This is a genomic window from Sphingomonas sp. (genome assembly GCF_013812825.1).
In the GTDB taxonomy this organism is placed as follows: Bacteria; Pseudomonadota; Alphaproteobacteria; order Sphingomonadales; family Sphingomonadaceae; genus Sphingomicrobium.
The window spans coordinates 1-23,722 of the sequence record NZ_JACCSU010000027.1 but is presented as its reverse complement, the minus strand read 5'-3'; the positions used below and the strand labels follow the sequence as shown (position 1 = coordinate 23,722).

Below are 23,722 nucleotides of genomic sequence, written 5' to 3'. Positions count from 1 at the left end.
GCTTGAGCGTGTCACCCGCCGCCCCATTCGGCGAGAATCTCCCGATCGGCCGGTTTCTCGATCCACACTCGATCGAAATCGACCGAAACGATGCATTCCGGCGGGCTGTCCGCTCCCTTGGCGACGCAGGCGATGACTCGCTTGTCCGGAAGCGCTTTCAAGCGGCCCGACAGCACGAGGTTGAAGCCCTGGGAGCCGATCGGCTGCTCGGGGCCGAGCGTCTTGACCGCCTCGTACGGGCGCATCGAGCGCCGCCCCGTTCGGGGATCGGTTTCGGTAAAGAATTGCGCGATTCCGATCCGTGGCCATTTGGGCACCGGTTCGGTGATCTGCTGGCTTTCGGCCGCGGCGGCGGGCGTCGTCGCCGGCTGCGCGCCTGTTTCCTTGGAGGCGGCGTCCGCGGCCGGCTCGGCGGGCGCGGAACTGACCGCGGCCGTGGCGGGGCACGCGGCCTCGAGCAGCCACGGTCGCGGGATCCAGAAGCCTTCGACCGCCTCGAACTGGTCGCCGCCGAGCGCCTTGACCAGTTGCTCCTCCGCCGAAAGGGTGGGCATCGCCCGCACTCTCAAGGTGCCTTTCTCGCGGTCGAAGGACCAGCCCAGCCACTCCTCGCGGAGCTCGGTCGACGGGCCTTTGCAGCCGAACCGGATCCGGATCTCGAACTGCCGGCCGTCGAGCTCCCGCTGAGCTTCGGAGTGATCGGTGCCGGCGGCTTCCGCGCTGGCCGCCCGCGCGACCGCCGCAAAGATCGCGGCGCGATCCAGTGCGGGTTGTGGCCGAGGCACCACGGAAGCGTTGAGCGTCGGCTCCTCGGCATTGTGCAAATTGCCGGGGTCCTGCGCCTCGGGCTGGCAAGCGCAAAGCATTGTCAGCGCCGCCACGAGGTGCAACCTCGCAAACCGCAGCGGATGGGTCCGCAGATTTTCCATTGGCAGCACGCATAGCACAGCTCCGCTGTTGCGCGAGCCTCATGGCGCTTGGCCCCTACTGCAAAAGTGCCCATAGGAAGCGAAGGCGACGCAGGAGCGGAAATTGAGCCGATGACCTTCGAACAGGCGCTCACCCTGCTGGTCCTCGCCGCCGTCGTCACTGCGCTGATCTGGGACAAGGTGAGGTCCGACGTCGTTGCGCTGGCCGGCGCGGCGTTCCTGCTCATGACCGGCGTCGTCCGTCCGGTCGAAGTGCAGTCGGCGTTCGCCAGCCCAGCCATCATCGCGCTCGCCTCGCTGTTCGTCATTGCCTACGCGATGGAGCTTTCCGGGCTTCTCGATACCGCCATTCGCAAGGTGGTCGCCTTGTGCAAGCGGATCGGTACGGCGGGACTGTGGATCCTGATCGGCCTCGCCGGCGGCGCCTCGGCGTTCCTCAACAACACGCCGATCGTCGTGCTCAGCGCACCCGTCGTTCGGGATGTCGCCAATTCGCTTGGGCGCTCGCCAAAATGCTATCTGATCCCGCTATCCTACGCGGCGGTTCTGGGCGGCTGCTGCACGCTCATCGGAACATCCACCAACCTGCTGGTCAACGACATGGCGATGGTGGCCGGCCAGCCGCGGTTCGGAATCTTCGAGATCACGCCCGCCGGGCTGATGGTCGCCGCCGCCGGCGGTCTCTACCTGCTGCTGTTCAGCACCCGGCTGGTCAAGGCCGGCAATGGCGAGCCGAAAGCCAGCGCAAGCGAAGCCGCTCACGCCGCCGAGAATTTCCGCGAGCCGGGGCTTGCCGGTGGACTGATCGGTTCTGCGGAGCCGTTCGCCAAGCAGGTCGAGCTGCGGCCATGGGCGGCGCTGACGTCCTCGCTGGTGTTCGTCGGGGTGGTCACGCTGGCGGCCTTGAACGTCGCGCCGATCGCCGCTTGCGCCTTTGCCGGAGCGGTGCTGCTGATCCTGCTCAGGGTGATCACCGCCACCGAAGCCTACAGCGGCCTTCGGCCCGAAGTGCTGATGCTGATCGCCGGAATGGTGGTGCTCGGAATCGCTCTGGATGAAACCGGCCTGGCTGGTTCCGCGACCGCCCTGCTGCTTGGCTCGATGGACGGGATGAGCCCGCTGCTCGCGCTGGTCATCCTCTACGGAACGACCTTGTTCGCCACGGAAATCCTGTCGAACGCGACCGTGGCGGTGCTCTTCACTCCGATCGCCGTGTCGATGGCCGAAGCGTTCGCCGTCAGTCCGCGCCCGTTCCTCGTCGCGATCATGCTGGCGGGCAGCGCGGCCTTCGCGACTCCCTTCGGCTACCAGACCAACGTCATCGTCTACCAGATGGGCGGCTACAACTACCTCGACTTCGTCAAGGTCGGGATCCCGCTCAACCTCATCACCTGGGTGGTCGGAGTCATCGCCATCCAGATGTATTTCCCGTTCTGACCGCTGGTCGGCTCGCGCTTAGGGCCCGGGCGGTGGCGGTGAGCGCGGCGGCGGATCGTCGGACGGGTCGTAGCGCTGGATGTCGGTGACCACCACATAGGGTCCCGAACGGCATTGGGCGGGGATCGGCCGATCGAGCGTCCCCGGACCGGCCGGCAGATTGTCGAACCAGCCGCCGCCGCCGGTGACCGACGAGCCGTGCCGCAGGCGTTCCCTGCCCGACTGGATGTAGAGCCCGGCGGCGTCCTGCCGCAGATACGCGCCGGGGGCGCTGACCACGGTCGTCACTCGGCCGTGCCCGTCCTGGAGCCGCACGCACGGTCCGGAAAGATCGAGGACGCCGCTGACAATCGCTTCCGGGTAAGCCTCGGGCCCGCCCCGCTCCGGCGGCAGGTAGCGCAGCAGGACCGGCAATGTCGGCTGCTCGGCGCTGGCAGCCTTGGCCGACGCCGACTGACGCTGCTCGCGCCGCTGATCCTGGCCCTGGGTGCACGCTCCGGCCGCCAGCAGGCAGGCGAGCGCCGCGGCGCCGCGCATCACTCGGGTGCTTTCGCCACTCCGACCAGCGCCGGCCGAAGCAGCCGATCCTTGAGCATGTAGCCGGCCTGCATCTCGTCGACGATGGTCCCCGGCTCGGCGCTGTCGCTGGCGACCTCGATCATCGCCTGGTGGCGGTGCGGGTCGAGCTTCTCGCCGATCGACTGGATCCGGACGATGCCCTGCCGGGCGAACGCGGCTTCGAGCTCGCGCGCGGTCGCCTCGATTCCCGCGAGGAAGTTGCTCGCCACATTGTCGTCGCGAAGCTCGTCCGAAACCGCGGCCAGCGCCCGGTCGAGATGGTCCTTGATCGCCAGCATGTCGCGCGCGAACGCGCTCGACGCATAGGCCGCGGCCTGCACCTTCTCGGCCTCGAGCCGGCGGCGCACGTTCTGCGTCTCGGCGGCCGCATAGAGCGCCTTGCTGGTCGCGTCCTCGAGCGCCTTTTCGAGCTCCGCAATCCGGTCGTGCTCGGCAAGCTCGGGGGCCGCTTCGGCGGTTTCCTTGCGGATTTCCTCGGCTTCGGCCGCCACCTTCTCGCGCTCGGCCTGCTCGGAATCCTGCAGCTTATCCTCGTTCGTCATACCATCCGTCATGCCATCAATCTCGTCAGCGCCTTGGCCGTGAAATCCACCATGGGGACCACCCGCGCATAGTTCAACCGGGTCGGCCCGATCACTCCGACAACTCCCACCACCTGTCCCTGGCTCCCGCGATAGGGCGCGGCGATCACCGACGAGCCCGACAGAGCGAACATCCTGTTCTCCGATCCGATGAAGATCCGGCAGCCGGGCGCGTCGCGCGCGCCTTCGAGCAAACGGGCGATTTCCTGGCGGTCCTCGAGCTCGTCGAGCAGCCGCCGCACCCGTTCCAGGTCCTCGCCGGCGCGCTCGTCGATCAAGTTCGCCTGGCCGCGGACGATCAGCACCGGGCGCCGCGCATGGTCCTCGCTCCACGCCGCGAGCCCCGAGGCGATCAGTTCGGCAGCGGCGCGGTCGAGCGCTTCCTTGCGCTGGCCGATCTCGGCCCGCAGCCGCGCCTCCGCCTCGGCGAGAGTCATGCCCGACAGCCGGGCATTGACGAAATTGGCGACCTCGTTGAGCGCCGCCGGGTCGGTCGCGGCATCGAGCGTGACGATGCGGTTCTCGACGCTTCCGTCGGCGCCGACCAGCACCGCCAGAGCGCGCCCGGGCGACAAGGCGACGAAGCTCAATTGCTTCAGGTGCAGCTCCTGCTTGGGAGCCATCACCACGCCGGCGCAGGACGACAGGCCGGACAGCGCCGCCGACGCGGCCGCAAGCGCCTGCTCGATCGGCTGGTCGCGCGCGATCTGCGCCTCGATCGCCGCCCGCTCGCGCTCGTCGGGGAGTGACGCCTGCATGATCCCGTCGACGAACAGCCTCAGCCCGGTTTCGGTCGGGATCCGCCCCGCCGACGTGTGCGGGTGGGTCAGCAACCCGCGCTCCTCGAGCTCCTGCATCACGCCACGGATCGAGGCCGGCGACAGGCTGACGCTCCCGGCCAGCGCTTTCGAGCCAACCGGCTGGCCGCGCTCGAGATAAGCCTCGACCACCAGGCCGAAGATCGAGCGCATTCGGTCGCTGAGCTCGGTGATGGGCTGGGTCATTGCCAGCCGCATCTAGGATTGCCCCGCCGCCCGGTCTAGTGAGCGCCGCTCAACCCGAGTTCAAGGAGTCCTGAATGCGCCCCAGCGGACGCGCCCCCGACCAGATGCGCGAGCTTGCCTTCGAGCCCGGCTTCACGCGCCACGCCGAAGGCTCGTGCCTGGTGAGCTTCGGCGAGACGCGCGTGCTGGTCACCGCTTCGGTCGAGGAGAAGGTGCCGCCGTTCCTGCGCGGCAAGGGCCAGGGTTGGGTCACGGCCGAATATGGAATGCTTCCGCGCGCCACCCACACTCGCGGCAACCGCGAGGCGGCCAAGGGCAAGCAGTCGGGCCGGACCCAGGAGATCCAGCGGCTGATCGGCCGAAGCCTGCGCGCCGTGGTCGACCTCCCCAAGCTCGGCGAGCGCCAGGTGATCGTCGATTGCGATGTCATCCAGGCCGATGGCGGCACTCGCACCGCGGCCATCTCGGGCGCCTGGGTCGCGCTGCGCATTGCCGTCGACAAGCTGCTCGCCGCCAAAAGCATCGCCGCCGACCCGATCCGGACCCAGGTCGCGGCGGTCAGCTGCGGAATCCACAATGGCACCGCGGTGCTCGACCTCGACTACATCGAGGACAGCGGCGCCGGCTGCGACGGCAATTTCGTGCTGACCGCCGACGGCTCGATCGTCGAAGCCCAAGTCACCGCCGAGGGCGAATGCTACGACGAGGAAGGCCTGCTCCGGCTGCTGCGTCTCGCCCGCATCGGCTGCACGGAGATTTTCGAGGCGCAATTGAAGGCTGCGGCGCGATGAGGCCGATCGGCGAGCGGCTGGTCATCGCCACCCACAACCCCGGCAAGCTGCGCGAGATCGCCGAGCTGATCGGACCGCTCGGCATCGGCTGCGTCGGCGCCGAGGAGCTCGGCCTTCCCGAGCCCGAGGAGATCGGCAACACCTTCCTCGACAATGCCGACCTGAAGGCGCGCGAGGCGGCCGATTTGTCCGGGCTTCCGGCGCTCGCCGACGACAGCGGCCTCGCTGTCGACGCATTGCACGGCCTTCCCGGCATCTTCTCGGCGCGCTGGGCCGAGGACGAGGCTGGCAGTCGCGACTGGATGCGAGCGATGGAACGCGTCTGGACGAGACTCGAGGAGGCCGGGCCGGATGCCAGCCGCGACGCCCATTTCGCCTGTGCCTTGTCGCTCGCCTGGCCCAACGACGGCCAGATCGAAGGCTTCGAGGGCCGGGTCGACGGAGCGCTCGTCTGGCCGCCGCGCGGCGACCAGGGCTTCGGCTACGACCCGATGTTCGTCCCCGCCGGCCATGAGCAGACCTTCGGCGAGATGGACCCGGCCCAAAAGCACCGCATCAGCCACCGAGCGCGCGCGTTCAAGAAATTCGTGGCGGCGCTCAGGAAATGACCGCGTTCGTCCCGAGCGAAGTCGAGGGATCCGACCGATTGTGCGAAACGCCTCTCGACTTCGCTCGAGGCGAACGGGCTGAGGAGCCCGATCCCCTCGCCCTCTACGTCCACTGGCCTTTCTGCGTCAGCAAATGCCCCTATTGCGACTTCAACAGCCACGTTCGTTCGGTCGTCGACCAGGACCAATGGCACGACGCCTTGCTCGCCGACCTCGCCCACGAAGCGCGCCAGCTTCCCGGCCGCCGGCTGACCTCGATCTTCTTCGGCGGCGGCACGCCCTCGCTGATGGAGCCGAGCACGGTCGCGGCATTGATCACCGCCGCGCGGGAGCATTGGCCGGCGACGGAGGACCTCGAGATCACGCTCGAGGCCAACCCCAATTCGGTCGAGGCGGCGCGGTTCGCGGATCTCGCGGTGGCGGGCGTCAACCGCCTGTCGCTCGGCCTGCAGAGCTTCGACGATGAGCGCCTCGCCTTCCTTGGCCGCGCCCACTCGGCCGACGAGGGGCTGGACGCGCTGGACATCGCCCGCAAGCACTTCGCGCGCGTCAGCGTCGATTTGATCTACGCGCTGCCCGGCGACACCGAGACCTGGTGGCGCATGGCGCTCGACCGGGCGCTGGCGCTCGGCACCGGCCATCTGTCGCTGTACCAGCTGACCATCGAGCCGGGCACCCGCTTCGCCGCGCTCGCCGCCGCCGGCCAGCTCGAAGCTCTCGATTGCGAGCGTGCGGCTGCACTCTACGAGCTGACCGCCGAGCGCACCTTGGCAGCCGGTCTTCCCGCCTATGAGATCAGCAACCACGCGCGGCCGGGCGAGGAAAGCCGCCACAACCTCACTTACTGGCGCTACGGCGATTATTCCGGAGTCGGCCCCGGCGCGCACGGCCGCCGGCTGGGCCAGCGCACGGCGCGCCACCGCAAGCCCGAGAATTTCCTCTCCGCAATTGCCCGCAACGGCCATGGAATCGCGGACGAGGAGCCGCTGACCTCCACAGAGGCGGCCGACGAGGCTTTGGTGATGGGGCTGCGGCTGGCCGAAGGCATTGACGCGGGCGCCATCGCGAACCGCTTCGGTCTCGACTCGATCGTCGACTGGAGGGCAGTGGATCGCCTGATCCGAAGCGGCCATCTTGTCCGCAGCGGCGAGCGAATCGCGACAACTGCGGCTGGCCGGCTGGTGCTCGACCGGATCCTTGCCGAGGTCGCGCTGGCCTGAAGCGCTATTGCGAGGGGGTCACCACCCGGTAGCGGCCGACCAGGTTGGAGATGAAATCGTCGACCTGGACCTGCGCGTCGGCCTGCGCCTGCTTGCGCGGCACCTTGTTCTTGAGGTCGAAGGCGATGAGGGCGGCCTCGAACTTCGCCTCGGCGTCCGCACAGCTCTGCCGAAGATGGGCCTCGAACGCAGCCGAGGGGGTCTTCTGCGCCGTCGCGGCTGCAACGGCCTTGTCGAGGCAGCCGAGATAATTGTCGCGCTGGCTGTTGATGGCGGCGCTCTGGACGAGCGCGGCGAGGATGATTGCGGTGAACGCTGTGACCATCTGCCGGGACCCCTAAGACCCGATAATTCCAAGAGAATGCGCCTTTTTTCAGCGTTTGGAAAGAGCAATTTCCAGTGGCCAGGCAATGGCTTGCTTGCAGCCCCGGCAACGATGATGCGATTGTTCGCGCAAAACCTATGGACGAGCGCCTGCCCCCCGGCCTGTATGTAGTCGCCACTCCGATCGGCAATCTTGCCGATTTGTCGCCGCGCGCCGCCGAGACATTGCGCCGCGCCGACCGCATTCTCGCCGAGGACAAGAGGGTCAGCGCGAAGCTGCTCGCGCACGCCGGCGCTAGGGCTCCGATGGCCGTCTATCAAGACCATACGAGCGAAGCCGAGCGCGAGGCGATCGTCGCCAGGCTCGGCGGCGAGGCGATCGCCCTGATCAGCGATGCCGGGACGCCGCTGATCTCCGACCCGGGCTACAAGCTGGTTCGCGCGGCCCGCGCCGCCGGCCATGCAGTGCACACGGTCCCAGGTCCCTGCGCGGCGATCGCGGCGCTGACGCTCGCCGGCCTTCCAACCGACCGCTTCCTGTTCCTCGGGTTCCTGCCGCCGAAGGCCAAGGCACGCGGCGACGCCATCGCCGAGGTCGCGGGCGTCCGGGCGACGCTGGTCATCTATGAGAGCGGGCCTCGCCTCGGCGCCACCCTGGAGGCACTGGCTGCCCAGCTCGGCGCTCGCGAGGCCGCGGTCGCGCGCGAGATCAGCAAATTGCACGAGGAATGCGTGACCGGAACCCTGGCCGAGCTCGCGCAACGCTACGCCGCTGCGCCGCCCAGGGGCGAAATCGTCATCGTCGTCGGCCCGCCCGCCGCGGCCGAAGGCGCAAGCCAGTCCGACCTCGATTCGGCGCTCGGCGAGGCGCTCGCCCGGCTGTCGCCGTCGCGCGCCGCGGCCGAGGTTGCCGAGCGGCTCGGGGTGCCCCGGAAACGCGCCTACGCGCGGGCTCTGCAATTGGCCGCCAGGTGAGCCGTCTTGCGGCCGAAAGGCGCGGCCGCGGCGCGGAGACCATCGCTGCCTTCTGGCTCCGGCTGCACGGCTGGCGGATCATGGCCCGCCGAGCCCGGGTGCGCGGCGGCGAGGTCGACATCATCGCCCGGCGCGGCCGCACCCTGGCGTTCGTCGAGGTCAAGGCGCGAGCGACCCAGGACGCGGCGGCATTCTCGCTCGATGCCTACCGGTTGCGCCGGGTCGTCGTCGCCGCGGAGCGGCTCGCCCCGCGCTACATGCGCGACGGCGACGAGCTTCGGATCGACGCCATCTTCATCGTTCCGCGCCGCTGGCCGCGCCACCTCGCCGACGTCTGGCAAGGGTGACAAAGCCTTGGCGTGACAAAGACGGGCGGCTCGCCTAGGCGCGCGGCCATGTCGCTTCGCGTCGCAGTTCAGATGGACCCGCTCGAGGCGATCAACATCGTCGGTGATTCGACCTTCGCGATCATGCTCAAGGCGCAGCAGATCGGGCATGCACTCTACCATTACGCGCCCGAGGGCTTGAGCTACTCGGACGGGCGCCTGCGGACGACGGCGCGCCCGGTGACGGTCCAGCCCGTTGCCGGCGGCCATTACCGCTTTGGCGAGCCGGAAATCGTCGATCTCGGCCGGGACGTCGACGTCGTTCTGATGCGCCAGGACCCACCCTTCGACCTCGGCTATATCTCGGCGACCCATTTGCTCGAGCGCATCCAGGGCGACACGCTGGTGGTCAATGATCCGGCCAGCGTCCGCAATGCACCCGAGAAGCTGTGGGTGCTCGACTTCGCGCAATTCATGCCGCCGACCCTGATTACCCGGTCGCTGTCACTGACCCGGAAATTCCTCGCCGAGCATGGCGAAATCGTCGTCAAGCCGCTGCACGGCTTCGCCGGTGGGTCGATTTTCCGGATCGGCCGCGAGGCGCAGAACCTCGCCTCCCTCATTGAACTGTTCAACAGCGCCTATCGCGAACCGCATGTCGTGCAGGCTTTTCTCCCGGAGATCGCCGAGGGCGACAAGCGCATCGTCCTGATCGACGGCCAAGTCGCGGGCGCGATCAACCGTCTTCCCGGAGAAGGCGAGATTCGCTCCAACCTCGCGGTCGGCGGCAAGGCGGCGAAGACGCAGCTTACGGCACGCGAAGAGGAAATTTGCGCCGCGATTGGCCCCGAAGCCAGGAAGCGCGGCCTGCTGTTCGTCGGCCTCGACGTCATCGGCGCGAAATGGCTGACGGAAATCAACGTCACCTCGCCCACCGGAATCGTCGCCATCGATGCACTGAACGGCAGTGATACGCCCGGGCTGTTCTGGGCGGCGGTCGAGCGCCGTCTGGCCGAACGCGGTCGGGATTGAGCCATGAGCGACTGGGTGATCCGGCTGATCGAGCAATCGGGCTATCTCGGTGTCGCCTTCCTGATGTTCCTCGAGACGATCTTCCCGCCGATCCCGTCCGAGGTAATCATGCCGATCGCCGGCATGGCCGCCGCCAAGGGCAAGCTCGGATTCGTGCCGGTGGTCGCGTCGGGCACGGCCGGAGCAATGCTCGGCAACACCGTCTGGTACCTCGCCGCCCGCGCTCTTGGAGTGCATCGCCTCAAGCCGCTGATCATGCATTACGGACGCTGGCTGACGATCAGCTGGCCCGAGGTCGAGCGAGCCGAGCGATGGTTCGCCAGGCACGGGACTTTCTTCGTCTTCTTCGGCCGGCTGCTGCCGACCGTCCGCTCGCTGGTCTCGGTTCCGGCCGGATTGCTGCGGATGCGCTTCAAGAGCTTTTTCATCGCCTCCCTGGTCGGCACCGCGGGCTGGACGGCGATCCTCGCCGGCGCCGGCTACAGGCTGCAGAACGATGTCACCGCGGTCGAGCAGATGGTCGGTCCGGCGTCCAACGCGGTGCTGGTGGTGCTCGCCGCCGGATACGTCTGGCGGCTATGGACTCACCGCCACCAGGTGGACCGCAAGGAAGAATCCGATGTGGATTGAGGATCCTCGCGCTTCTTGAGGATCGTCCCCGTGCGGCGTCGCCCTCTTTCGGCTCGAAGAAGTCGACAGAATGACCGCGAATAGCGGCCCGTCACCGAGCGATTTCGACGGCTGAGGCATCGGCTCGGCGGCTCGAGCGTTGCTACCGCACGACCTCAACGTGAACAGGAGCGATTTGCCATGACCGACAACACCCGCCAGGATGAAATCTCGACCCTCAACACCTTGATCGCGACACTCATCGACAGCGTCACCGGCTATGAGGATTCGGCCGCGAATCTCGACAATTCGAGGCTCCAGCAGCTGTTCCGCGACAATGCGCGGGAGCGCCAGCGGGTCGTCGAGGACCTTCGCGCCGAGGTTCGCCGGCTCGGCGGCAATCCGGAGGACGACGGCAGCGTCCTTGGCAAGACCCATCAGCGCTGGCTCGACCTCAAGGCGGCGGTCACCGGCCGCGACGAAAAGGCCGTGATCAACGAGACCGAGCGCGGCGAGGACTATCTCAAGGAGAAGTTCGAAACCGCTCTCAGCGAAGGCTCCCTGTCGGGCGAGACCCGGGCGGTGGTCGAGAACGCCTATCAGTCGGTCCGCAAGGGCCACGACCAGGTCAGCGCCCTCAAGCACGGGCACGAAGCCTAAAACCTGCACCACCCCGCCCGCTACGTGGGGGCGGGGCACGGGGCGGCGGAGCGCAAGCACCGCCGCCCCGGTTGTCTGTCAGGCGTGGAAGCGCGGCGGAGCGCAAGCACCGCCGCCCCGGTTGTATTCAGGCGCGAACGGGCGGCGGAGCGCACGCACCGCCGCCCTGGCGGTATCAAGCTAGGAAGCGCGGCCTCGCCGCGTGACGGCCCCCATCACCCTCCAGTTCGTCAAAGGCTCCGGCAGCGGCGTCCCCTGATCAGGTGACGCTGTTGGTCCGCACGTAGCCTGTCAACACGATTGTGGCGGTCAGGCTCGCGCCCCCGCTTGCTGGCGCAAACCGCACGCTTCTCAACATGATGCATGCATCCCGTTCGGGACCGGCAGCGCCGGAGTATCGAACGCCCTTGCAGTCGCTAACGCGGCCCGTCGGATCGATGGTGACTTCACTGACTTGCTGCCCCACTTGATTTGCGTCGCTCAGTCGGGGCGGGGTTGGCGCTTTGCCTGCCGAAAGGGGGTAAAAATACGTATCGGATATCAAGAAGCTCGCGATCGCTTCGCGCTTGGTCGGCTCGCTATCGTCGCCCTTCCCGAGGGCCATGAGCGTTTCGCAGACGTCGGGAGGGCCGGACAAACCGGTCGCTTCGATCTTGCAATCTACAAAACTTCCTTCAGCGGTGACCGCAAGCGTGCTGCGGGTCATCCAGGGTTGACGTGGCATCGGGATCGCCGGATCACCCTCGAGCCTCCAGGTTACTCTTTGCGTGTAATTTGATGCTTGCGCCCGCCCCCGAGCGTCGCGTGCGGGTTCAAACTGAGCGCGCGCCCTGTAGACCGCGCAGGTCTGTTCATCGAGCGCTCGCGAACCGGACGATTCGACCACCTTGCATGTCTCTACATAGCCGTTGCGGTCGACCCTCAGCCGAACGGTTGCGGTACCCTGCTGCTCCTGGTCAATTGCAATGGCCGGGTAATCATCCGAAGTGATGAGCTCACCGAGATTGAGAAGCCGAGCCTCGCTTTGAGCGTCAGTGACGGCGGCTGCCGAACTCGCCGCGATTTGTAGCAACAGAGGGAGCAATGCAGGCCTCTCCAGCCAAGCACACAAGCTTGCTCATCGTGGGCTGTTTCGGCGCTGGCCGCAAGCGAGCTGTTCCGGCCCGAGGTGGGTTAGCCGCGTTGCGCACATAGAAATGGGGGCCGGCATTGCTGCCAGCCCCCACTGCGCCGAGCACGGATATGCCGGTGTTCGCAACCAGATCGGCCGAAGCCTCACCGTCTCTCGATCCTGGCTCACCAGCTCAGGCGTCGCTTCCCACCGCAGCGGCTCGTGAGAGCCTCGCTTTCCCAAACTTCGCTTCCCGAAGGAAGCTCGGCCTGGGTCCGCTCATGCCTTGCCCGAAGGCAAAGCAACTCCGATGTTCCACGGCCCTTCTTGGGATGATCACTTCTGCGTCCCGCTTTGCTCGTCCCACTCCGAAGAGTGTTGGAGCCGCGTCGCGCAAAAGGAAGATCATCTCTTCCGGCGCCTCTTCCCGGCCTGGCCTCGGGTCCGGTCCGAAGACCTTTCCCATTGCCTGCCGGCAGAGATCGGAACTTAGGTCACTGCCGCACTTTCTTGCCCGAAGACCGTCCGGTGAGACCGCGACCGCCGTCCCGATCACGCGATGATCAATGCACTGCGCCACGAGTCGCGCAAAGCGAATAATCGAGGCTCGAGCCTGTGGATAACGGGGATATCGGGAACAACAGCAGGAACCCACGCCCTTTTGCGCGAATCGGGGGCGCCATTGCCTCCATCGGCGCTCGCCCCTACCTCCTCGCAAGTGCCTGAATCTCCCGCCGCAGCTCCGGAACCGCCCTATCTGGCCGGCCTCAACCCGCCCCAGCGCGAAGCGGTCCTGACCACTGAAGGCCCGGTGCTGGTGCTGGCCGGGGCCGGCACCGGCAAGACCGCCGCCCTCACCGCCCGGCTCGCGCACATCATCGCCACGCGGCTCGCCTGGCCGAGCCAGATTCTCGCCGTCACCTTCACCAACAAGGCCGCGCGCGAAATGCGCGGGCGAGTGTCGGCGATCTCGGGCGGAGCGATCGAGGGCATGCCGTGGCTCGGCACCTTCCACTCGGTCGCGGCACGGATGCTGCGCAGCCACGCCGAGCTGGTCGGCCTCAAGTCCAACTTGACCATCCTCGATACCGACGACCAGCTGCGCGTCCTCAAGCAGCTGATCCAGGCGGCCAATCTCGACGAGAAGCGCTGGCCGGCGCGCCAGCTGGCCGGGTTGATCGACCGCTGGAAGAACCGCGGCTGGACATCGTCGCAAGTCGAGCCCGGCGAGTCCGAGATCTTCGCCAACGGCCGCGGCGCCGAGCTCTACGCGGCCTACCAGGAACGGCTGAAAACCTTGAATGCCTGCGATTTCGGCGACCTTCTGCTCCACATGCTGGTGATCCTGCGCCGCCACGCCGACGTGCTCGCCGCCTACCGCGAGCGCTTCAAATACATCCTGGTCGACGAGTATCAGGACACCAACCAGGCGCAGTACGAGTGGCTGAAGCTGCTCGCCGACCCGCGCCGCAACCTGTGCTGCGTCGGCGACGACGACCAGTCGATCTATTCGTGGCGCGGCGCCGAGGTCGCCAACATCCTGCGCTTCGACCGCGATTTCCCCGGCGCGGCGATCATCCGGCTCGAGCAGAACTACCGCTCGACCAGCCACATCCTCGCGGCCGCGGCCGGACTGATCGCCCACAACGCCGGCCGGCTCGGCAAGACGCTGTGGACCAATGTCGGCGACGGCGAGCCGGTAAAGGTGATCGGAGTGTGGGACGGGCCCGAGGAAGCGCGCCGGGTCGGCGAGGAGATCGAAGGCTACCAGCGCGGGGGCGGGTCGCTCGACGACGTCGCGATCCTCGTCCGCGCCCAGTTCCAGACCCGCGAGTTCGAGGAGCGCTTCATCGCCATCGGCCTGCCCTACCAGATCATCGGCGGCTTCCGTTTCTACGAGCGGGCCGAAATCCGTGACGCGCTCGCCTACTTGCGGCTGATTGCCCAGCCGGCCGACGATCTGGCGTTCGAGCGCATCGTCAACCAGCCCAAGCGCGGCCTCGGCGACAAGGCGGTCGCCCGAATCCACGCGTTCGCGCGAGCGAGCCGGCAGCCGCTGCTGCTCGCCGCCGCGCAAATGCTCGACAGCGACGAGCTGACCCCGCAGGCGCGCCGCTCGCTCGGCAATTTCGTCGCCGACATCGCCCGCTGGCGCGACCAGGCGAGCAAGCTGCCCCACCCCGAGCTCGCCCGGATCCTGCTCGACGAGAGCGGCTACACGGCGATGCTCCAGGCCGACCGCACCGCCGAGGCGGCCGGCCGGCTCGAGAATCTCGCCGAGCTCGCGCGCGCGATGGAGGAATATGAAAGCCTCGGGGCGTTCCTCGAGCACGTCAGCCTGGTGATGGACAACGACGAGGCGCGGGCGGGCGAGAAGGTCACGATCATGACCATCCACGCCGCCAAGGGGCTCGAGTTCGACCGCCTGTTCCTGCCCGGCTGGGAGGAAGGCGTGTTCCCCTCGCAGCGCTCGATGGACGAAGGCGGCCTCGCCTCACTCGAGGAGGAGCGCCGCCTCGCCTATGTCGCGATCACCCGCGCCCGGCGGCAGGCGACGATCCTCCACGCCGCCAACCGCCGAATCTACGGCCAGTGGACGAGCTCGCTTCCCAGCCGCTTCCTCGCCGAGCTCCCAAAAGAGCATATCGAGGAAGAGACGACGATGACCGGCGGGGAGAGCCTTTGGCGAGCGCAATGGAGCGAACGCTCGGACCCCTTCGCCCATGTCGCCGCGCTCCGCCCGCAGCGCAGCCAGACCCGCGGCCCCGGCTGGCAGCGCGCGGCATCCAGCGGGAACTTCAGTGGTCAACCGGAGCGCATCATCGAAGCCCGAGCGTCGGCCGTCAGCCTCGGCAACAAGGGCCGCGACGATTTGAGCCTCGGCCAGCGCGTGTTCCACGGCAAGTTCGGCTACGGCACCATCGTCGGACAAGAAGGCAACAAGCTCGAAATCGACTTCGAGCACTCGGGAAGGAAGAAGGTGCTCGACAGCTTCGTCAGCACGGACTGAACGAAGTCGCTCGCGTGTAAGCGTCCCCGATTCGGTCGACACAAAGGGCCTCGGTGACGCTCGAGGGCTCCGAAACCACCGCGACTCACGGAACCCGACTCGGGTCGCGTGCATTAATGCAGCAAAAGTCAATAGGAAAAAGAGCCTGTGAAATGAAGAAGCTAGCGTTTGCGCTGGCCGCATCGGGTGCGCTCGCCCTCGGAGTTCCTTCTACTCCCGCCGCGGCTGCGATCGAAACCTACGAGGCGAAGATGACCGCGGCGAGCGCCGCGGCGATCGCCCGCGCCGACATGATCGAGGGATTCGGCCCGAAGCGGCTGAAGCCCGGCAACTATCTGTGGCGCGACGTGCCGAAAAGCGCGGGCGCCGAACGGGTCGTGGTCAGCCTCTCCGATCAGCTCGCCTTCCTCTATCGGGGCGAGACGTTGGTGGCCGTGACGACGATCTCGACCGGAACCAACAGGAACCCGACGCCGACCGGCATTTTCAACGTGCTCGAGAAGAAGCAGATGCACCGGAGCCGCAAGTACGACAATGCGCCGATGCCCTTCATGCAGCGCATCGACCGCTTCGGAATCGCGCTTCACGCCGGGCACAATCCGGGGCATCCCGCGAGCCACGGCTGCATTCGGCTGCCGGCCAAATTCGCCGCGAAGCTCTTCACGGTGACCGGGGTCGGCACACCGGTGTTGATCGGCGCCTGACTTCTTGACCCCAAAAAGCAACGGCCGTCGGCGCTAGCGCGCCGGCGGCCGTTTTCCAATTGTCCGGTTGTTAGAAGCGCAGCCCGCCGCGGCGGCTGCCGATCATCGAGTTATCGTCCGACCGCGAGCCACCCCTGAACTTGCGCCATAGGTAGGCCATTCCACCGGCAAAAAGCAGTTTTCTGAACATCTTCCATCTCCTTCGGTGAACTAGCGCCGGACGAGCGCTTCCGTTCCCAGGCGCGGAGACATCCTCGCCGAGCCGGTGCAACGGCGAGCCTGAGTGCGGCCCGGGAGCGCGGCGCTACGGCTTCTCCAGAGATCGCGCTGCGCACGACCGGGCGATGAACTCGCCGTGGGTCGGCATATGCTCGGCCATTCGCCGATAGCTCAATCGCATCTTGTCGAGCGCGTCGGCGACCAGCTCCTCCTCGAGCCCGTCCGCGGCCGGCTCGTGCTCGTCGGGAACGATGCCCTGGCCGAGCATGACCGCGACCCAGCTGGCGGTCGCGAACAGCTCCTTGCCCTCGCGGAACAGGCGTCCCTTCGAGCGCCACAGTTCCATCTTCCACTCGAGGCTGTCGGGAAGGTTCATCGCCGCGCAATATTTCCACAGCCCGGAATCCTCGCGCCGAGTGGCCTTGTAATGGAGGATGATGAAGTCGCGGACATCCTCGAACACGTCCTGCATCTGGCGGTTGTACTCGTCGCGCTCGATCGGGTTGAAGCGGCGGTCGGGGAACAGGGCGATGAGCTTGGCGATGCCGCTCTGGATCAAATGGATGCTGGTCGATTCGAGCGGCTCCACAAACCCACTCGACAGCCCCAGCGACACCACGTTGCGGTTCCAGGCGAGCTTGCGCCGGCCGGTGGTGAAGGACAGTCGCCGGGGCTCGGCGAGCCGCTCGCCTTCGAGATTGTCGAGCAGAAGACGCGCCGCGTCATCGTCGGCCAGGTGCTCGCTCGAATAGACGAGGCCATTGCCCATTCGGTGCTGCAGCGGGATCCGCCATTGCCAGCCGCCCGGGCGGGCCGTCGAGCGCGTGAAGGGGTCGGGCTGTCCCTGATAGGCCGTCGGGACGGCGATCGCCCGGTCGCACGGCAGCCATTTGGTCCAGTCCTCGTAGCCGGTCGCCAGCGCCTGCTCGATCAGCAGCCCGCGAAAGCCGGAACAGTCGACGAACAGCTCGCCGGCGATGGTCGTGCCGTCGGCCAGGGTAACGGATTCGACATGGCCGCAGGCGCCGTCGAGCCGGGTGTCGACGATTTTGCCTTCGATCCGGCGGACCCCGCCGCGCTCCGCGTAATTGCGCAGGAACAGGGCGTAGAGCCCGGCATCGAAATGGAACGCGTAGAACAGTTGCGACAGCGGCAGGCGCGCATCCGGCCCGGGACGGGCGTAACGGCCGAGCGCCGCGGCCACCGCGCTCATCGACCATTCGGCGATATCGGGAAGCTCGCGACGCTTGCGCTCGCGCAGATAGAGCTGGTGGAAACTGACTCCGCGGACGTCCTGTCCGTGCGCTCCGAACGGGTGGAAATAACGCTCGCCGATGTCGCCCCAATCGACGAACTCGATGCCGAGCTTGAACGTCCCCTGGGTCGCCGCGAGGAACTCGTCCTCGTTGATCCCGAGCATGCTGTTGTAGGCGATCAGCGGCGGGATGGTCGCCTCGCCGACCCCGACGGTGCCGATCTCGTCCGACTCGACGACGGTGATGCGGGTGCCGGCGTTGCCGAGGAAGCGCGACAAGGCCGCCGCGGCCATCCAGCCGGCGGTGCCGCCACCGACGATCACGACTTCTCGAATGGAGTGCATTGGCCGTCAGCTTGGAGCAGCGCCCGGCAATCTGCAACGCCGTCAGCCGGTCGGCAGCTCGACGGGCTGGAGGAACAGGCCGCCGGCGTCAGTGCCGAGCGCCCAGCGGATCTGCGCCGGAAAGTCGCCGTAATGGGGTACGCGCAGGTACACATGCTCGCCGATCGGCATGGTCTCGTCGGTCTGCAGGCGGAATCCGCCGGCGGAGACGTCGGTGATTTTCACCGAATGCTCGGAGCCGTCGGACAGCACCAGAGTCGCGTCGTGCGCCACTTCGATGCGGTGTCTCCGCGGAACTTGCCCAGGACTTCGGCCCACAATCCAACTCTCACTTGTTCGAGCGCATTCTAGCCGAGATCACCTAAAGGATTGGTTAGCGGCCCATTCACCCAGCTTTGACCGGATTGTCACGGCCTTGCCGGCCTGTTTTCAGGTCCCCCTGCCGGGCAGCAGGGATGGCTCGATCAGTCGGCCTCGGCAAGCGGGCGGATCGCCGGGCCGTTGATCACCTGCCCGTCCGGCTGGAACTGCGAGCCGTGGCACGGGCAGTCCCAGCATTTCTCGAGCCCGTTCCAGTGGACGATGCAGCCGACGTGGGTGCACACCGCCGAACGCTCGATGACCGTCCCGTCGTCCTGCCGGAACGCGGCGATCTTGGCGGTCCCACGGCGGATGATCGCGCCCTCGCCCGGTTTCAGCTCGTCCACGGACGCGACGTCGCCGCCGGTCAGATATTCCGACAGATTGGCGACGTCCTCGGCGCGGCCGCTGACGAAATCGGCAAGGCTGGTGCCGGCCACCGGCTTGCGCGCCGGGTCCAACAGCTCGGCAAAATGCGCCTTCTGCTCGAACAGCAAGGCAGCGAAATTGATTGCTCCGGCGACCCCGTTGGTCATCCCCTGGCCGCTGTCGCCGGTGTGGACGTAGATGTTGCGGTTGCCGGGGTTGCGGCCGGTGTACGGCATGAAGTCGACCGGCTCCATCACCTGGCCCGACCAGCGATAACGCGCACCCTGGAATGACGGGAAGCGCTCGCGCGTCCACGTCTCGAGATGGGCGAAACGCTCGTCCATGTCGTTGGCCATGCCGCTTCGGTGGTCCTCGCCGCCGACGATCAGCAGGTCCTCCGTCTCGCCGAGCGGCTGCAGGCGCACGTAATGATAGGCTTCGAGCGTGTCCCAGATCAGCAGGTCGGGCACCGAGCCCTTGGGCACCGGCCCCGCGATCACGTAAGTGCGGTCGGGGACCAGCTTGGTGTGGATGGTCACCTTGTCGTTGACCGGCGAATTGGTCGCGAAGAGCGCGGCCCTGGCGCGGATCTTATGGCCGGCCTCGGTCTCGATGGTGACTCCGCCGTCCTCCTCTTGATGGTCGACATAGACGGTGCCGCCGTGGATTTTCCCACCGCGGCCCTCGACCGCGGCGATTAGCCCGCGAATATATTTGAGCGGGTGGAACCGGCCCTGGTTGGGGAAGCGCAGCGCCCGCGTTCCGTCGGGCAGCGGGATCGGCGCCTGGTCGAGCCACTCGACATCGACCCCGATCGCTCGGCACGCATCATATTCCTGCTGAAGGTCGCGCATGTGCGCCGGCTCGGCGGGGACCAGGATGCCCTCGAGCCGGGCGAAGTCGGCATCAATGCCCTCGTCGCGGCAGATCGTCTCGATTCGGTTGACCGCCGCGACCTGGCTCTCGTGATAGAGTCGCGCGTCGTCCTCGCTGCGCGCCTTGATCAGATAATAATAATAATCGTCGAGCTCGGTGGCCAGGTGCGCCGTCGTGCGCGGGGTCATGACTCCGCCGATGGTCTCGGCGCGGTCGATGACAATCACCCGCCAGCCGAACCGCGCCGCCTCATAGGCGCTCGACATTCCCGCGATCCCCGAGCCGACGACGACCAGGTCGCATTGCGCATCGGCAGCGAGCGGCGGCCTCTTTTCGAGCCCGACGTCCTCATACCAGAAGCTGCTAGTCGTCATCGGCGGCTTTGTCGGTTCAGAGCGTCTCGTTCATCGTCGTCAGCTCGGGCTTGGGAACGCCCGTCGCCTTGTAGGTTTCAGTCAGCTCGGCCTTGCGCTGTGCCAGCTGCTCGCCGAGCCCGTCCATGTCGAGGCCGGCCTTGCGCGCCTGGCTGAACACGCCCTCCATGCGCTTCTCTTCTTCCTCGACGTGGTGCTCGATCTGCTCCTGGAGCACCTTGACCTTGGCGTCGAAAAAGTCGTCGCTCCGCCCGTCGCCGGCCTGGATCTCGGCGATCAGCATCTTGGCTCCGTCATGCTCGACATAGGCTTCCTTCAGGAGCTCCTGTTCGACCTTGCCCTCGCAGGCCGGATAGAAAATCTCTTCCTCGATGGTCGCGTGGACCGACAGCTCGAGGCAGATCTGCTCGGCGAGCTTTTGCTTGCGGCCCCCGCCGCTCGCTTTCTCGAACTGGGCGAACAATTCCTCGACGGTGCGGTGGTCCTGCTTGAGCAGTGCGATCGCGTCCTGCTTGGTCGATTCTGGCATTGGGGCTCTCCTGGTCAGTGCCGGCAGAACCCGCCGCGCTGGACACAAGTTCCTGTATTCAGCGGGATGAACGGAAAGACGCTGAGCCGCGCGCTCCGGTCGTCCTCGCCGCCGCGATCGCCGCGCTGTCCTTGGCGGCTTCGTCGTCATTGTCGGGAGCCGCCCCAGGCGCCCCGTTGCCGAGCTCCATCCAGTCGCGGAATGGCAGCCGATAGAGCATGTCCATCACCTCGAACTCGAGGCCGCCGGGCTGGTTGGTGTTGCTGTTCCACATCGCCACGACCCCGCTCTTGCGGTCCGGGTCGAACAGGATCAGCGAGCGGTAGCCGCTGACTCCGCCGCGGTGGCCGACGATCCGGTGGCCGGCATAATCATAGCTCCGCCAGCCGTATCCGTAATCGGCCTGGCCGAGCCGTTCGAGGAACTTGCGCAACCGCCGCCGCTCGCCGGGAGTCTTGACCAGCGGCGCGTGGATCGTGTGCAAGAGCTGGGGCGACAGGACGTCGGGCATCTGCCCCATCTGGGCGAGCATCCACAGCGCCAGGTCCTTGATGTTGCTGTTGACTCCGCCGGCGGCCGGCACCCGGTAATAGGTGTCTAGGACTTCGAGCGGTTTGCGCCCCGCATTATGCGGCCGGGCCCAGCTTTTGGCGCTGACCAGCCCCTCGCGGGTGACGCTGGCGCTGGTCATTCCAATGGGATTGAACAATTTCTCGCGGACCGCTTCGCGAAATGGCTTGCCGGTGACCCGCTCGACGATCTCCGACGAGCCGTCGTAGGCGACATTCTGGTAGCTCCAGCACGTGCCGGGCGGGCAGATCAAATTGAGGTGCCCGAGCGTCTGGCGAAGGAAGCGCGTGTCCTGCCCTTCCTCGAGCTTGTTGTCGTAGGCGTTGCGGTAAAGGCCGAGCCGGTGGCTCAGCAGATCGCCGATGGTCGCCCGCGACTCGGCGCCGCCCGGCAGCCTGATGCTCGCGTATTTCGCCAGCGGCGAATTGAAGCTGAGCTTGTCCTCCTCGGCGAGCTTGGCGATCATCGTCGCGGCGACGCCCTTGGACACGGACGCCCAGCGGAACACCGTGTCCGGAGTGACCTTTTCGCCCGAGCCGGCCAGAGTCTCGCCATAGCCGCTGAGGAACGTGATTCGGCCATTCTCGACGACCCCGACCGCGAGACCGACGACCGCCGGCTTCTCGGCCATCCGCTTCAGCCGTGCGTCGAGCGCCGCATAATCGATGTCGCGGCGGGCGGACGGGGTGACCGCTGCCAGATGACGATTGGCTTGGGCGGTCGCAACGGGCTCGGCGGGAGCCGTCGGCTGCGACGGCACCGCCAAATAGACCGCGCCGAGCAGCAGCGCGAATGCGCCAAGACCGATCTTGTGCTGCTTTTCCAAGCGACCTCCCACCCCGCACCTCTTGTGGAGTCAAGGCTGGGTCGGCTCAACGCTGTGCCGTGCAAGCTGCGATGAACGGCGGCTGGAGCACGACGAATGCCTCCGCCGCTGGCCATTGCAGCGCTGCTCGCCTAAAGGCGCGCCACGGGAGCCATGCCGATGCAATTTCTGAAGACCCTGTTCTGGGTGCTTCTCGCCGTGCTCATCGCTTTGTTCGCCAGCCGCAACTGGACCGACGTCCCCTTGAACCTGTGGGGCGACATTCAGGTCGACATCAAGATCCCGGTTCTGCTGCTGGCGATGTTCCTGCTGGGATTCCTGCCCACCTTCCTGATCGAAAGAGCGCGGTTGTGGACGCTTCGGCGCCGCGTCGAAGCGCAGGAACGGCAGCAGACCGCGCCTGCGACGAACCGGGCGCCCGTGCCAGCGGACGAATCCCCGGCGATATGAGCCCGATCTTCGTCGCCATCGACACGGCCGACCTTGCCCGTGCGCGCGAGATTGCGCGCGCGGTTCGCGGAGTAGCCGGCGGAATCAAGCTCGGCCTCGAGTTTTTCGCCGCCAACGGTCCATCCGGAGTGACCGAGCTCGGCGAATTCGGGCTGCCCATCTTCCTCGATCTGAAGCTGCATGACATACCCAACACCGTCGCCAGGGCCGTCCAGGTGCTGCGTCCGCTCGAGCCGGCGATCCTGACCGTCCATGCCGGCGGCGGCCAAGCGATGCTCGAACACGCCAAGGCCGCCGCTTCGCCCGACACCAAGGTCGTCGCGGTCACTGTCCTCACCAGCCTCGACGACAAGGACCTCGCGGCCGCGGGAGTCGGGGACGGCCCGGCCGAACAGGTCGCGCGCCTCGCCGCGCTCGCGCAAAGCGCCGGCCTCGATGGCATCGTCTGCTCGGGCGAGGAAGTCGCGGCCGCGCGCAAGGCGTGGCCCGCCGGCTTTTTCGTCGTTCCCGGAGTCCGGCCAGACGCGATTAACTCCGCCGACCAGAAGCGAATCGTCACCCCGCGCTCAGCGATCGACGACGGAGCCTCGATCCTCGTCATCGGCCGCCCGATCACCGAGGCGAACGATCCGTCCGCCGCAGTCCGGAGCATCGCCGCCACCTTGTAAGGACGGGCGCTTGCGCCTAGCGGAACCGCGCTATGGAACGAGGACGTCAATGAGCTGGCTGAGCCGGGTCCGGAAAGGCATCCCATTCCTGCCCAAGCGGCAGTCGACCGACAATCTCTGGCACAAGTGCGGCAAGTGCGGGACGATGGTCTTCCTCAAGGAGTGGGAGGACAATCTTCGGGTCTGCCCGCGCTGCGACCACCACGACCGGATCGGAGCCAAGGCCAGGTTCGAGCATCTGTTCGACCAGGGACGCTACGAACTGCTGCCGGCGCCCGAAGTCCGCGAGGACCCGCTGCGGTTCAAGGACAGCAAGCGCTACACCGACCGGCTGAAGGCGGCCCGCGCAGCGACCAATGAACGCGACGCCTTGCTCAACGCGCGCGGGACATTGGACGACCATCCGGTGATCATCGGAGTCCAGGATTTCGCCTTCATGGGCGGTTCGATGGGCATCGCGGTCGGCGCCGCGTTCGTCGCCGGAGTGCACGCCGCGATTGCCGGCAAATGCCCGTACCTGCTGTTCACCGCCGCCGGCGGGGCCCGCATGCAGGAAGGCATATTGTCGCTGATGCAGATGCCGCGAACGACCGTGGCCTTGGCCGAGCTGCGCGAGGCCGGCCTGCCGTACATCGTCGTCCTCACCGACCCGACGACCGGCGGAGTCACCGCTTCCTATGCGATGCTCGGCGACGTCCAGCTTGCCGAGCCGGGCGCGCTGATCGGCTTCGCCGGCCAGCGGGTGATCGAGCAGACCATCCGCGAAAAGCTTCCCGACGGCTTCCAGCGCGCCGAATATCTGCTCGCCCACGGGATGATCGACATGGTGGTCCCGCGCCACCAGCTGCGCGAGCGGCTGTCGCAATTAGTGAGCTACTTGGCCCCCGAGCGCGAGGCGGCGTGACCGGAGTCTCCTCCCCGGGACGGGGAGGTGGCAGCACGAAGTGCTGACGGAGGGGGGGTTGAGCGAGGCTCCGCGGG

Annotated in this window: 25 protein-coding genes; 14 read left to right on the top strand and 11 right to left on the bottom strand. The window is 67.1% G+C overall.

Annotation, left to right across the window (positions count from 1 at the left end; genetic code table 11):
- Positions 1-11 precede the first annotated feature (11 nt).
- Positions 12-881, bottom strand: coding sequence for a hypothetical protein (locus tag H0T81_RS03580; RefSeq protein ID WP_294009892.1), 870 nt, complete (start codon positions 879-881; stop codon positions 12-14).
- Between the two features lie 159 nt (positions 882-1,040).
- Between H0T81_RS03580 and H0T81_RS03575 the strand changes: the two genes are divergently transcribed.
- Complete coding sequence (locus H0T81_RS03575) at positions 1,041-2,366, top strand: SLC13 family permease (protein ID WP_294009890.1); 1,326 nt, start codon at positions 1,041-1,043, stop codon at positions 2,364-2,366.
- 18 nt (positions 2,367-2,384) lie between these two features.
- Here H0T81_RS03575 and H0T81_RS03570 read toward each other — a convergent pair whose 3' ends face one another.
- The 3 genes from H0T81_RS03570 to hrcA are packed head-to-tail and all read right to left on the bottom strand — an operon-like array spanning position 2,385 to position 4,530.
- Positions 2,385-2,903: a hypothetical protein gene (locus tag H0T81_RS03570; RefSeq protein WP_294009888.1), complete on the bottom strand. Its 519-nt coding sequence runs from the start codon at positions 2,901-2,903 to the stop codon at positions 2,385-2,387.
- Entirely contained in the window at positions 2,903-3,487 is a 585-nt protein-coding gene (grpE, locus tag H0T81_RS03565; protein WP_294009885.1) for a nucleotide exchange factor GrpE, read from the bottom strand. The genes H0T81_RS03570 and grpE overlap by 1 nt, the downstream gene beginning before the upstream one ends.
- Before the next feature lie 8 nt (positions 3,488-3,495).
- Positions 3,496-4,530 (bottom strand): heat-inducible transcriptional repressor HrcA, encoded by a 1,035-nt coding sequence (hrcA, locus tag H0T81_RS03560; protein ID WP_294009882.1) that lies wholly within the window; start codon positions 4,528-4,530, stop codon positions 3,496-3,498.
- Positions 4,531-4,604: 74 nt separating this feature from the next.
- On the opposite strand from hrcA, the gene rph reads away from it, so the two are divergent.
- Genes rph through hemW form a run of 3 tightly spaced genes read left to right on the top strand, consistent with a single transcriptional unit; the run spans position 4,605 to position 7,149 of the window.
- A complete protein-coding gene (gene rph, locus H0T81_RS03555; protein ID WP_294009881.1) occupies positions 4,605-5,321 on the top strand; it encodes a ribonuclease PH in 717 nt (238 codons plus the stop codon).
- Positions 5,318-5,929 carry an RdgB/HAM1 family non-canonical purine NTP pyrophosphatase gene (rdgB, locus tag H0T81_RS03550; protein WP_294009879.1) on the top strand — a complete coding sequence of 204 codons (612 nt, stop codon included), beginning with the start codon at positions 5,318-5,320 and terminating at the stop codon, positions 5,927-5,929. The genes rph and rdgB overlap by 4 nt, the downstream gene beginning before the upstream one ends.
- Positions 5,926-7,149 carry a radical SAM family heme chaperone HemW gene (hemW, locus tag H0T81_RS03545; RefSeq protein ID WP_294009876.1) on the top strand — a complete coding sequence of 408 codons (1,224 nt, stop codon included), beginning with the start codon at positions 5,926-5,928 and terminating at the stop codon, positions 7,147-7,149. The genes rdgB and hemW overlap by 4 nt, the downstream gene beginning before the upstream one ends.
- A gap of 4 nt (positions 7,150-7,153) precedes the next feature.
- Here the strand turns inward: hemW and H0T81_RS03540 are convergent, their stop codons facing one another.
- Positions 7,154-7,474 (bottom strand): hypothetical protein, encoded by a 321-nt coding sequence (locus tag H0T81_RS03540; RefSeq protein WP_294009873.1) that lies wholly within the window; start codon positions 7,472-7,474, stop codon positions 7,154-7,156.
- Positions 7,475-7,611: 137 nt separating this feature from the next.
- Here H0T81_RS03540 and rsmI point away from each other — a divergent pair, with 137 nt between their 5' ends.
- The 5 genes from rsmI (at position 7,612) to H0T81_RS03515 (ending at position 11,075) form a co-directional block, all read left to right on the top strand.
- Positions 7,612-8,448 (top strand): 16S rRNA (cytidine(1402)-2'-O)-methyltransferase, encoded by an 837-nt coding sequence (gene rsmI / locus H0T81_RS03535; protein ID WP_294009871.1) that lies wholly within the window; start codon positions 7,612-7,614, stop codon positions 8,446-8,448.
- Positions 8,445-8,795, top strand: a complete 351-nt coding sequence (locus tag H0T81_RS03530; RefSeq protein WP_294009868.1) for a YraN family protein — start codon at positions 8,445-8,447, stop codon at positions 8,793-8,795. The genes rsmI and H0T81_RS03530 overlap by 4 nt, the downstream gene beginning before the upstream one ends.
- Before the next feature lie 48 nt (positions 8,796-8,843).
- Entirely contained in the window at positions 8,844-9,806 is a 963-nt protein-coding gene (gene gshB / locus H0T81_RS03525) for a glutathione synthase (protein WP_294009865.1), read from the top strand.
- Between the two features lie 3 nt (positions 9,807-9,809).
- Entirely contained in the window at positions 9,810-10,436 is a 627-nt protein-coding gene (locus H0T81_RS03520; RefSeq protein ID WP_294009861.1) for a DedA family protein, read from the top strand.
- A gap of 180 nt (positions 10,437-10,616) precedes the next feature.
- Entirely contained in the window at positions 10,617-11,075 is a 459-nt protein-coding gene (locus tag H0T81_RS03515; RefSeq protein WP_294009858.1) for a PA2169 family four-helix-bundle protein, read from the top strand.
- A 259-nt stretch (positions 11,076-11,334) separates the two neighbouring features.
- Here H0T81_RS03515 and H0T81_RS03510 read toward each other — a convergent pair whose 3' ends face one another.
- Entirely contained in the window at positions 11,335-12,159 is an 825-nt protein-coding gene (locus H0T81_RS03510) for a TonB family protein (RefSeq protein WP_294009856.1), read from the bottom strand.
- Between the two features lie 745 nt (positions 12,160-12,904).
- Here H0T81_RS03510 and H0T81_RS03505 point away from each other — a divergent pair.
- Entirely contained in the window at positions 12,905-15,196 is a 2,292-nt protein-coding gene (locus H0T81_RS03505) for a UvrD-helicase domain-containing protein (protein WP_294009853.1), read from the top strand.
- 152 nt (positions 15,197-15,348) lie between these two features.
- The gene (locus tag H0T81_RS03500; protein ID WP_294009850.1) at positions 15,349-15,900 is read left to right on the top strand and encodes a L,D-transpeptidase family protein; all 552 of its coding nucleotides are present in this window, start codon (positions 15,349-15,351) and stop codon (positions 15,898-15,900) included.
- 304 nt (positions 15,901-16,204) lie between these two features.
- On the opposite strand, the gene H0T81_RS03495 is transcribed toward H0T81_RS03500, so the two are convergent.
- The 5 genes from H0T81_RS03495 to H0T81_RS03475 form a co-directional block, all read right to left on the bottom strand.
- Positions 16,205-17,719 carry a tryptophan halogenase family protein gene (locus H0T81_RS03495; protein WP_294009848.1) on the bottom strand — a complete coding sequence of 505 codons (1,515 nt, stop codon included), beginning with the start codon at positions 17,717-17,719 and terminating at the stop codon, positions 16,205-16,207.
- A 42-nt stretch (positions 17,720-17,761) separates the two neighbouring features.
- The gene (locus H0T81_RS03490) at positions 17,762-18,037 is read right to left on the bottom strand and encodes a PilZ domain-containing protein (RefSeq protein ID WP_294009845.1); all 276 of its coding nucleotides are present in this window, start codon (positions 18,035-18,037) and stop codon (positions 17,762-17,764) included.
- 146 nt (positions 18,038-18,183) lie between these two features.
- Positions 18,184-19,698, bottom strand: a complete 1,515-nt coding sequence (locus tag H0T81_RS03485; protein WP_294009842.1) for an FAD-dependent oxidoreductase — start codon at positions 19,696-19,698, stop codon at positions 18,184-18,186.
- A 16-nt stretch (positions 19,699-19,714) separates the two neighbouring features.
- On the bottom strand, positions 19,715-20,227 hold the full coding sequence (locus H0T81_RS03480; protein WP_294009839.1) for a hemerythrin domain-containing protein: 513 nt from the start codon (positions 20,225-20,227) through the stop codon (positions 19,715-19,717).
- A 58-nt stretch (positions 20,228-20,285) separates the two neighbouring features.
- Complete coding sequence (locus H0T81_RS03475; protein ID WP_294009837.1) at positions 20,286-21,623, bottom strand: serine hydrolase domain-containing protein; 1,338 nt, start codon at positions 21,621-21,623, stop codon at positions 20,286-20,288.
- A gap of 153 nt (positions 21,624-21,776) precedes the next feature.
- Between H0T81_RS03475 and H0T81_RS03470 the strand changes: the two genes are divergently transcribed.
- From H0T81_RS03470 to accD, 3 genes are read left to right on the top strand one after another with little or no spacing between them, the layout of a single operon-like run.
- Positions 21,777-22,073, top strand: a complete 297-nt coding sequence (locus H0T81_RS03470; protein WP_294009834.1) for a hypothetical protein — start codon at positions 21,777-21,779, stop codon at positions 22,071-22,073.
- On the top strand, positions 22,070-22,741 hold the full coding sequence (pyrF, locus tag H0T81_RS03465) for an orotidine-5'-phosphate decarboxylase (protein ID WP_294009831.1): 672 nt from the start codon (positions 22,070-22,072) through the stop codon (positions 22,739-22,741). Before H0T81_RS03470 ends, pyrF begins: the two co-directional genes overlap by 4 nt.
- Before the next feature lie 49 nt (positions 22,742-22,790).
- Positions 22,791-23,645 carry an acetyl-CoA carboxylase, carboxyltransferase subunit beta gene (accD, locus tag H0T81_RS03460; protein ID WP_294009828.1) on the top strand — a complete coding sequence of 285 codons (855 nt, stop codon included), beginning with the start codon at positions 22,791-22,793 and terminating at the stop codon, positions 23,643-23,645.
- Positions 23,646-23,722: the final 77 nt, after the last annotated feature.

What these genes read in the sequence shown, in the direction of transcription:
- H0T81_RS03485 (WP_294009842.1), bottom strand. Translation starts at nt 19,698, where the DNA reads ATGACGACTAGCAGCTTCTGGTATGAGGACGTCGGGCTCGAAAAGAGG.
- H0T81_RS03500 (WP_294009850.1), top strand. Translation starts at nt 15,349, where the DNA reads ATGAAGAAGCTAGCGTTTGCGCTGGCCGCATCGGGTGCGCTCGCCCTC.
- grpE (WP_294009885.1), bottom strand. Translation starts at nt 3,487, where the DNA reads ATGACGAACGAGGATAAGCTGCAGGATTCCGAGCAGGCCGAGCGCGAG.
- accD (WP_294009828.1), top strand. Translation starts at nt 22,791, where the DNA reads ATGAGCTGGCTGAGCCGGGTCCGGAAAGGCATCCCATTCCTGCCCAAG.
- rph (WP_294009881.1), top strand. Translation starts at nt 4,605, where the DNA reads ATGCGCCCCAGCGGACGCGCCCCCGACCAGATGCGCGAGCTTGCCTTC.
- H0T81_RS03470 (WP_294009834.1), top strand. Translation starts at nt 21,777, where the DNA reads ATGCCGATGCAATTTCTGAAGACCCTGTTCTGGGTGCTTCTCGCCGTG.
- pyrF (WP_294009831.1), top strand. Translation starts at nt 22,070, where the DNA reads ATGAGCCCGATCTTCGTCGCCATCGACACGGCCGACCTTGCCCGTGCG.
- rdgB (WP_294009879.1), top strand. Translation starts at nt 5,318, where the DNA reads ATGAGGCCGATCGGCGAGCGGCTGGTCATCGCCACCCACAACCCCGGC.
- H0T81_RS03515 (WP_294009858.1), top strand. Translation starts at nt 10,617, where the DNA reads ATGACCGACAACACCCGCCAGGATGAAATCTCGACCCTCAACACCTTG.
- H0T81_RS03520 (WP_294009861.1), top strand. Translation starts at nt 9,810, where the DNA reads ATGAGCGACTGGGTGATCCGGCTGATCGAGCAATCGGGCTATCTCGGT.
- hemW (WP_294009876.1), top strand. Translation starts at nt 5,926, where the DNA reads ATGACCGCGTTCGTCCCGAGCGAAGTCGAGGGATCCGACCGATTGTGC.
- H0T81_RS03570 (WP_294009888.1), bottom strand. Translation starts at nt 2,903, where the DNA reads ATGCGCGGCGCCGCGGCGCTCGCCTGCCTGCTGGCGGCCGGAGCGTGC.
- hrcA (WP_294009882.1), bottom strand. Translation starts at nt 4,530, where the DNA reads ATGACCCAGCCCATCACCGAGCTCAGCGACCGAATGCGCTCGATCTTC.
- H0T81_RS03540 (WP_294009873.1), bottom strand. Translation starts at nt 7,474, where the DNA reads ATGGTCACAGCGTTCACCGCAATCATCCTCGCCGCGCTCGTCCAGAGC.
- H0T81_RS03575 (WP_294009890.1), top strand. Translation starts at nt 1,041, where the DNA reads ATGACCTTCGAACAGGCGCTCACCCTGCTGGTCCTCGCCGCCGTCGTC.
- rsmI (WP_294009871.1), top strand. Translation starts at nt 7,612, where the DNA reads ATGGACGAGCGCCTGCCCCCCGGCCTGTATGTAGTCGCCACTCCGATC.
- gshB (WP_294009865.1), top strand. Translation starts at nt 8,844, where the DNA reads ATGTCGCTTCGCGTCGCAGTTCAGATGGACCCGCTCGAGGCGATCAAC.
- H0T81_RS03480 (WP_294009839.1), bottom strand. Translation starts at nt 20,227, where the DNA reads ATGCCAGAATCGACCAAGCAGGACGCGATCGCACTGCTCAAGCAGGAC.
- H0T81_RS03495 (WP_294009848.1), bottom strand. Translation starts at nt 17,719, where the DNA reads ATGCACTCCATTCGAGAAGTCGTGATCGTCGGTGGCGGCACCGCCGGC.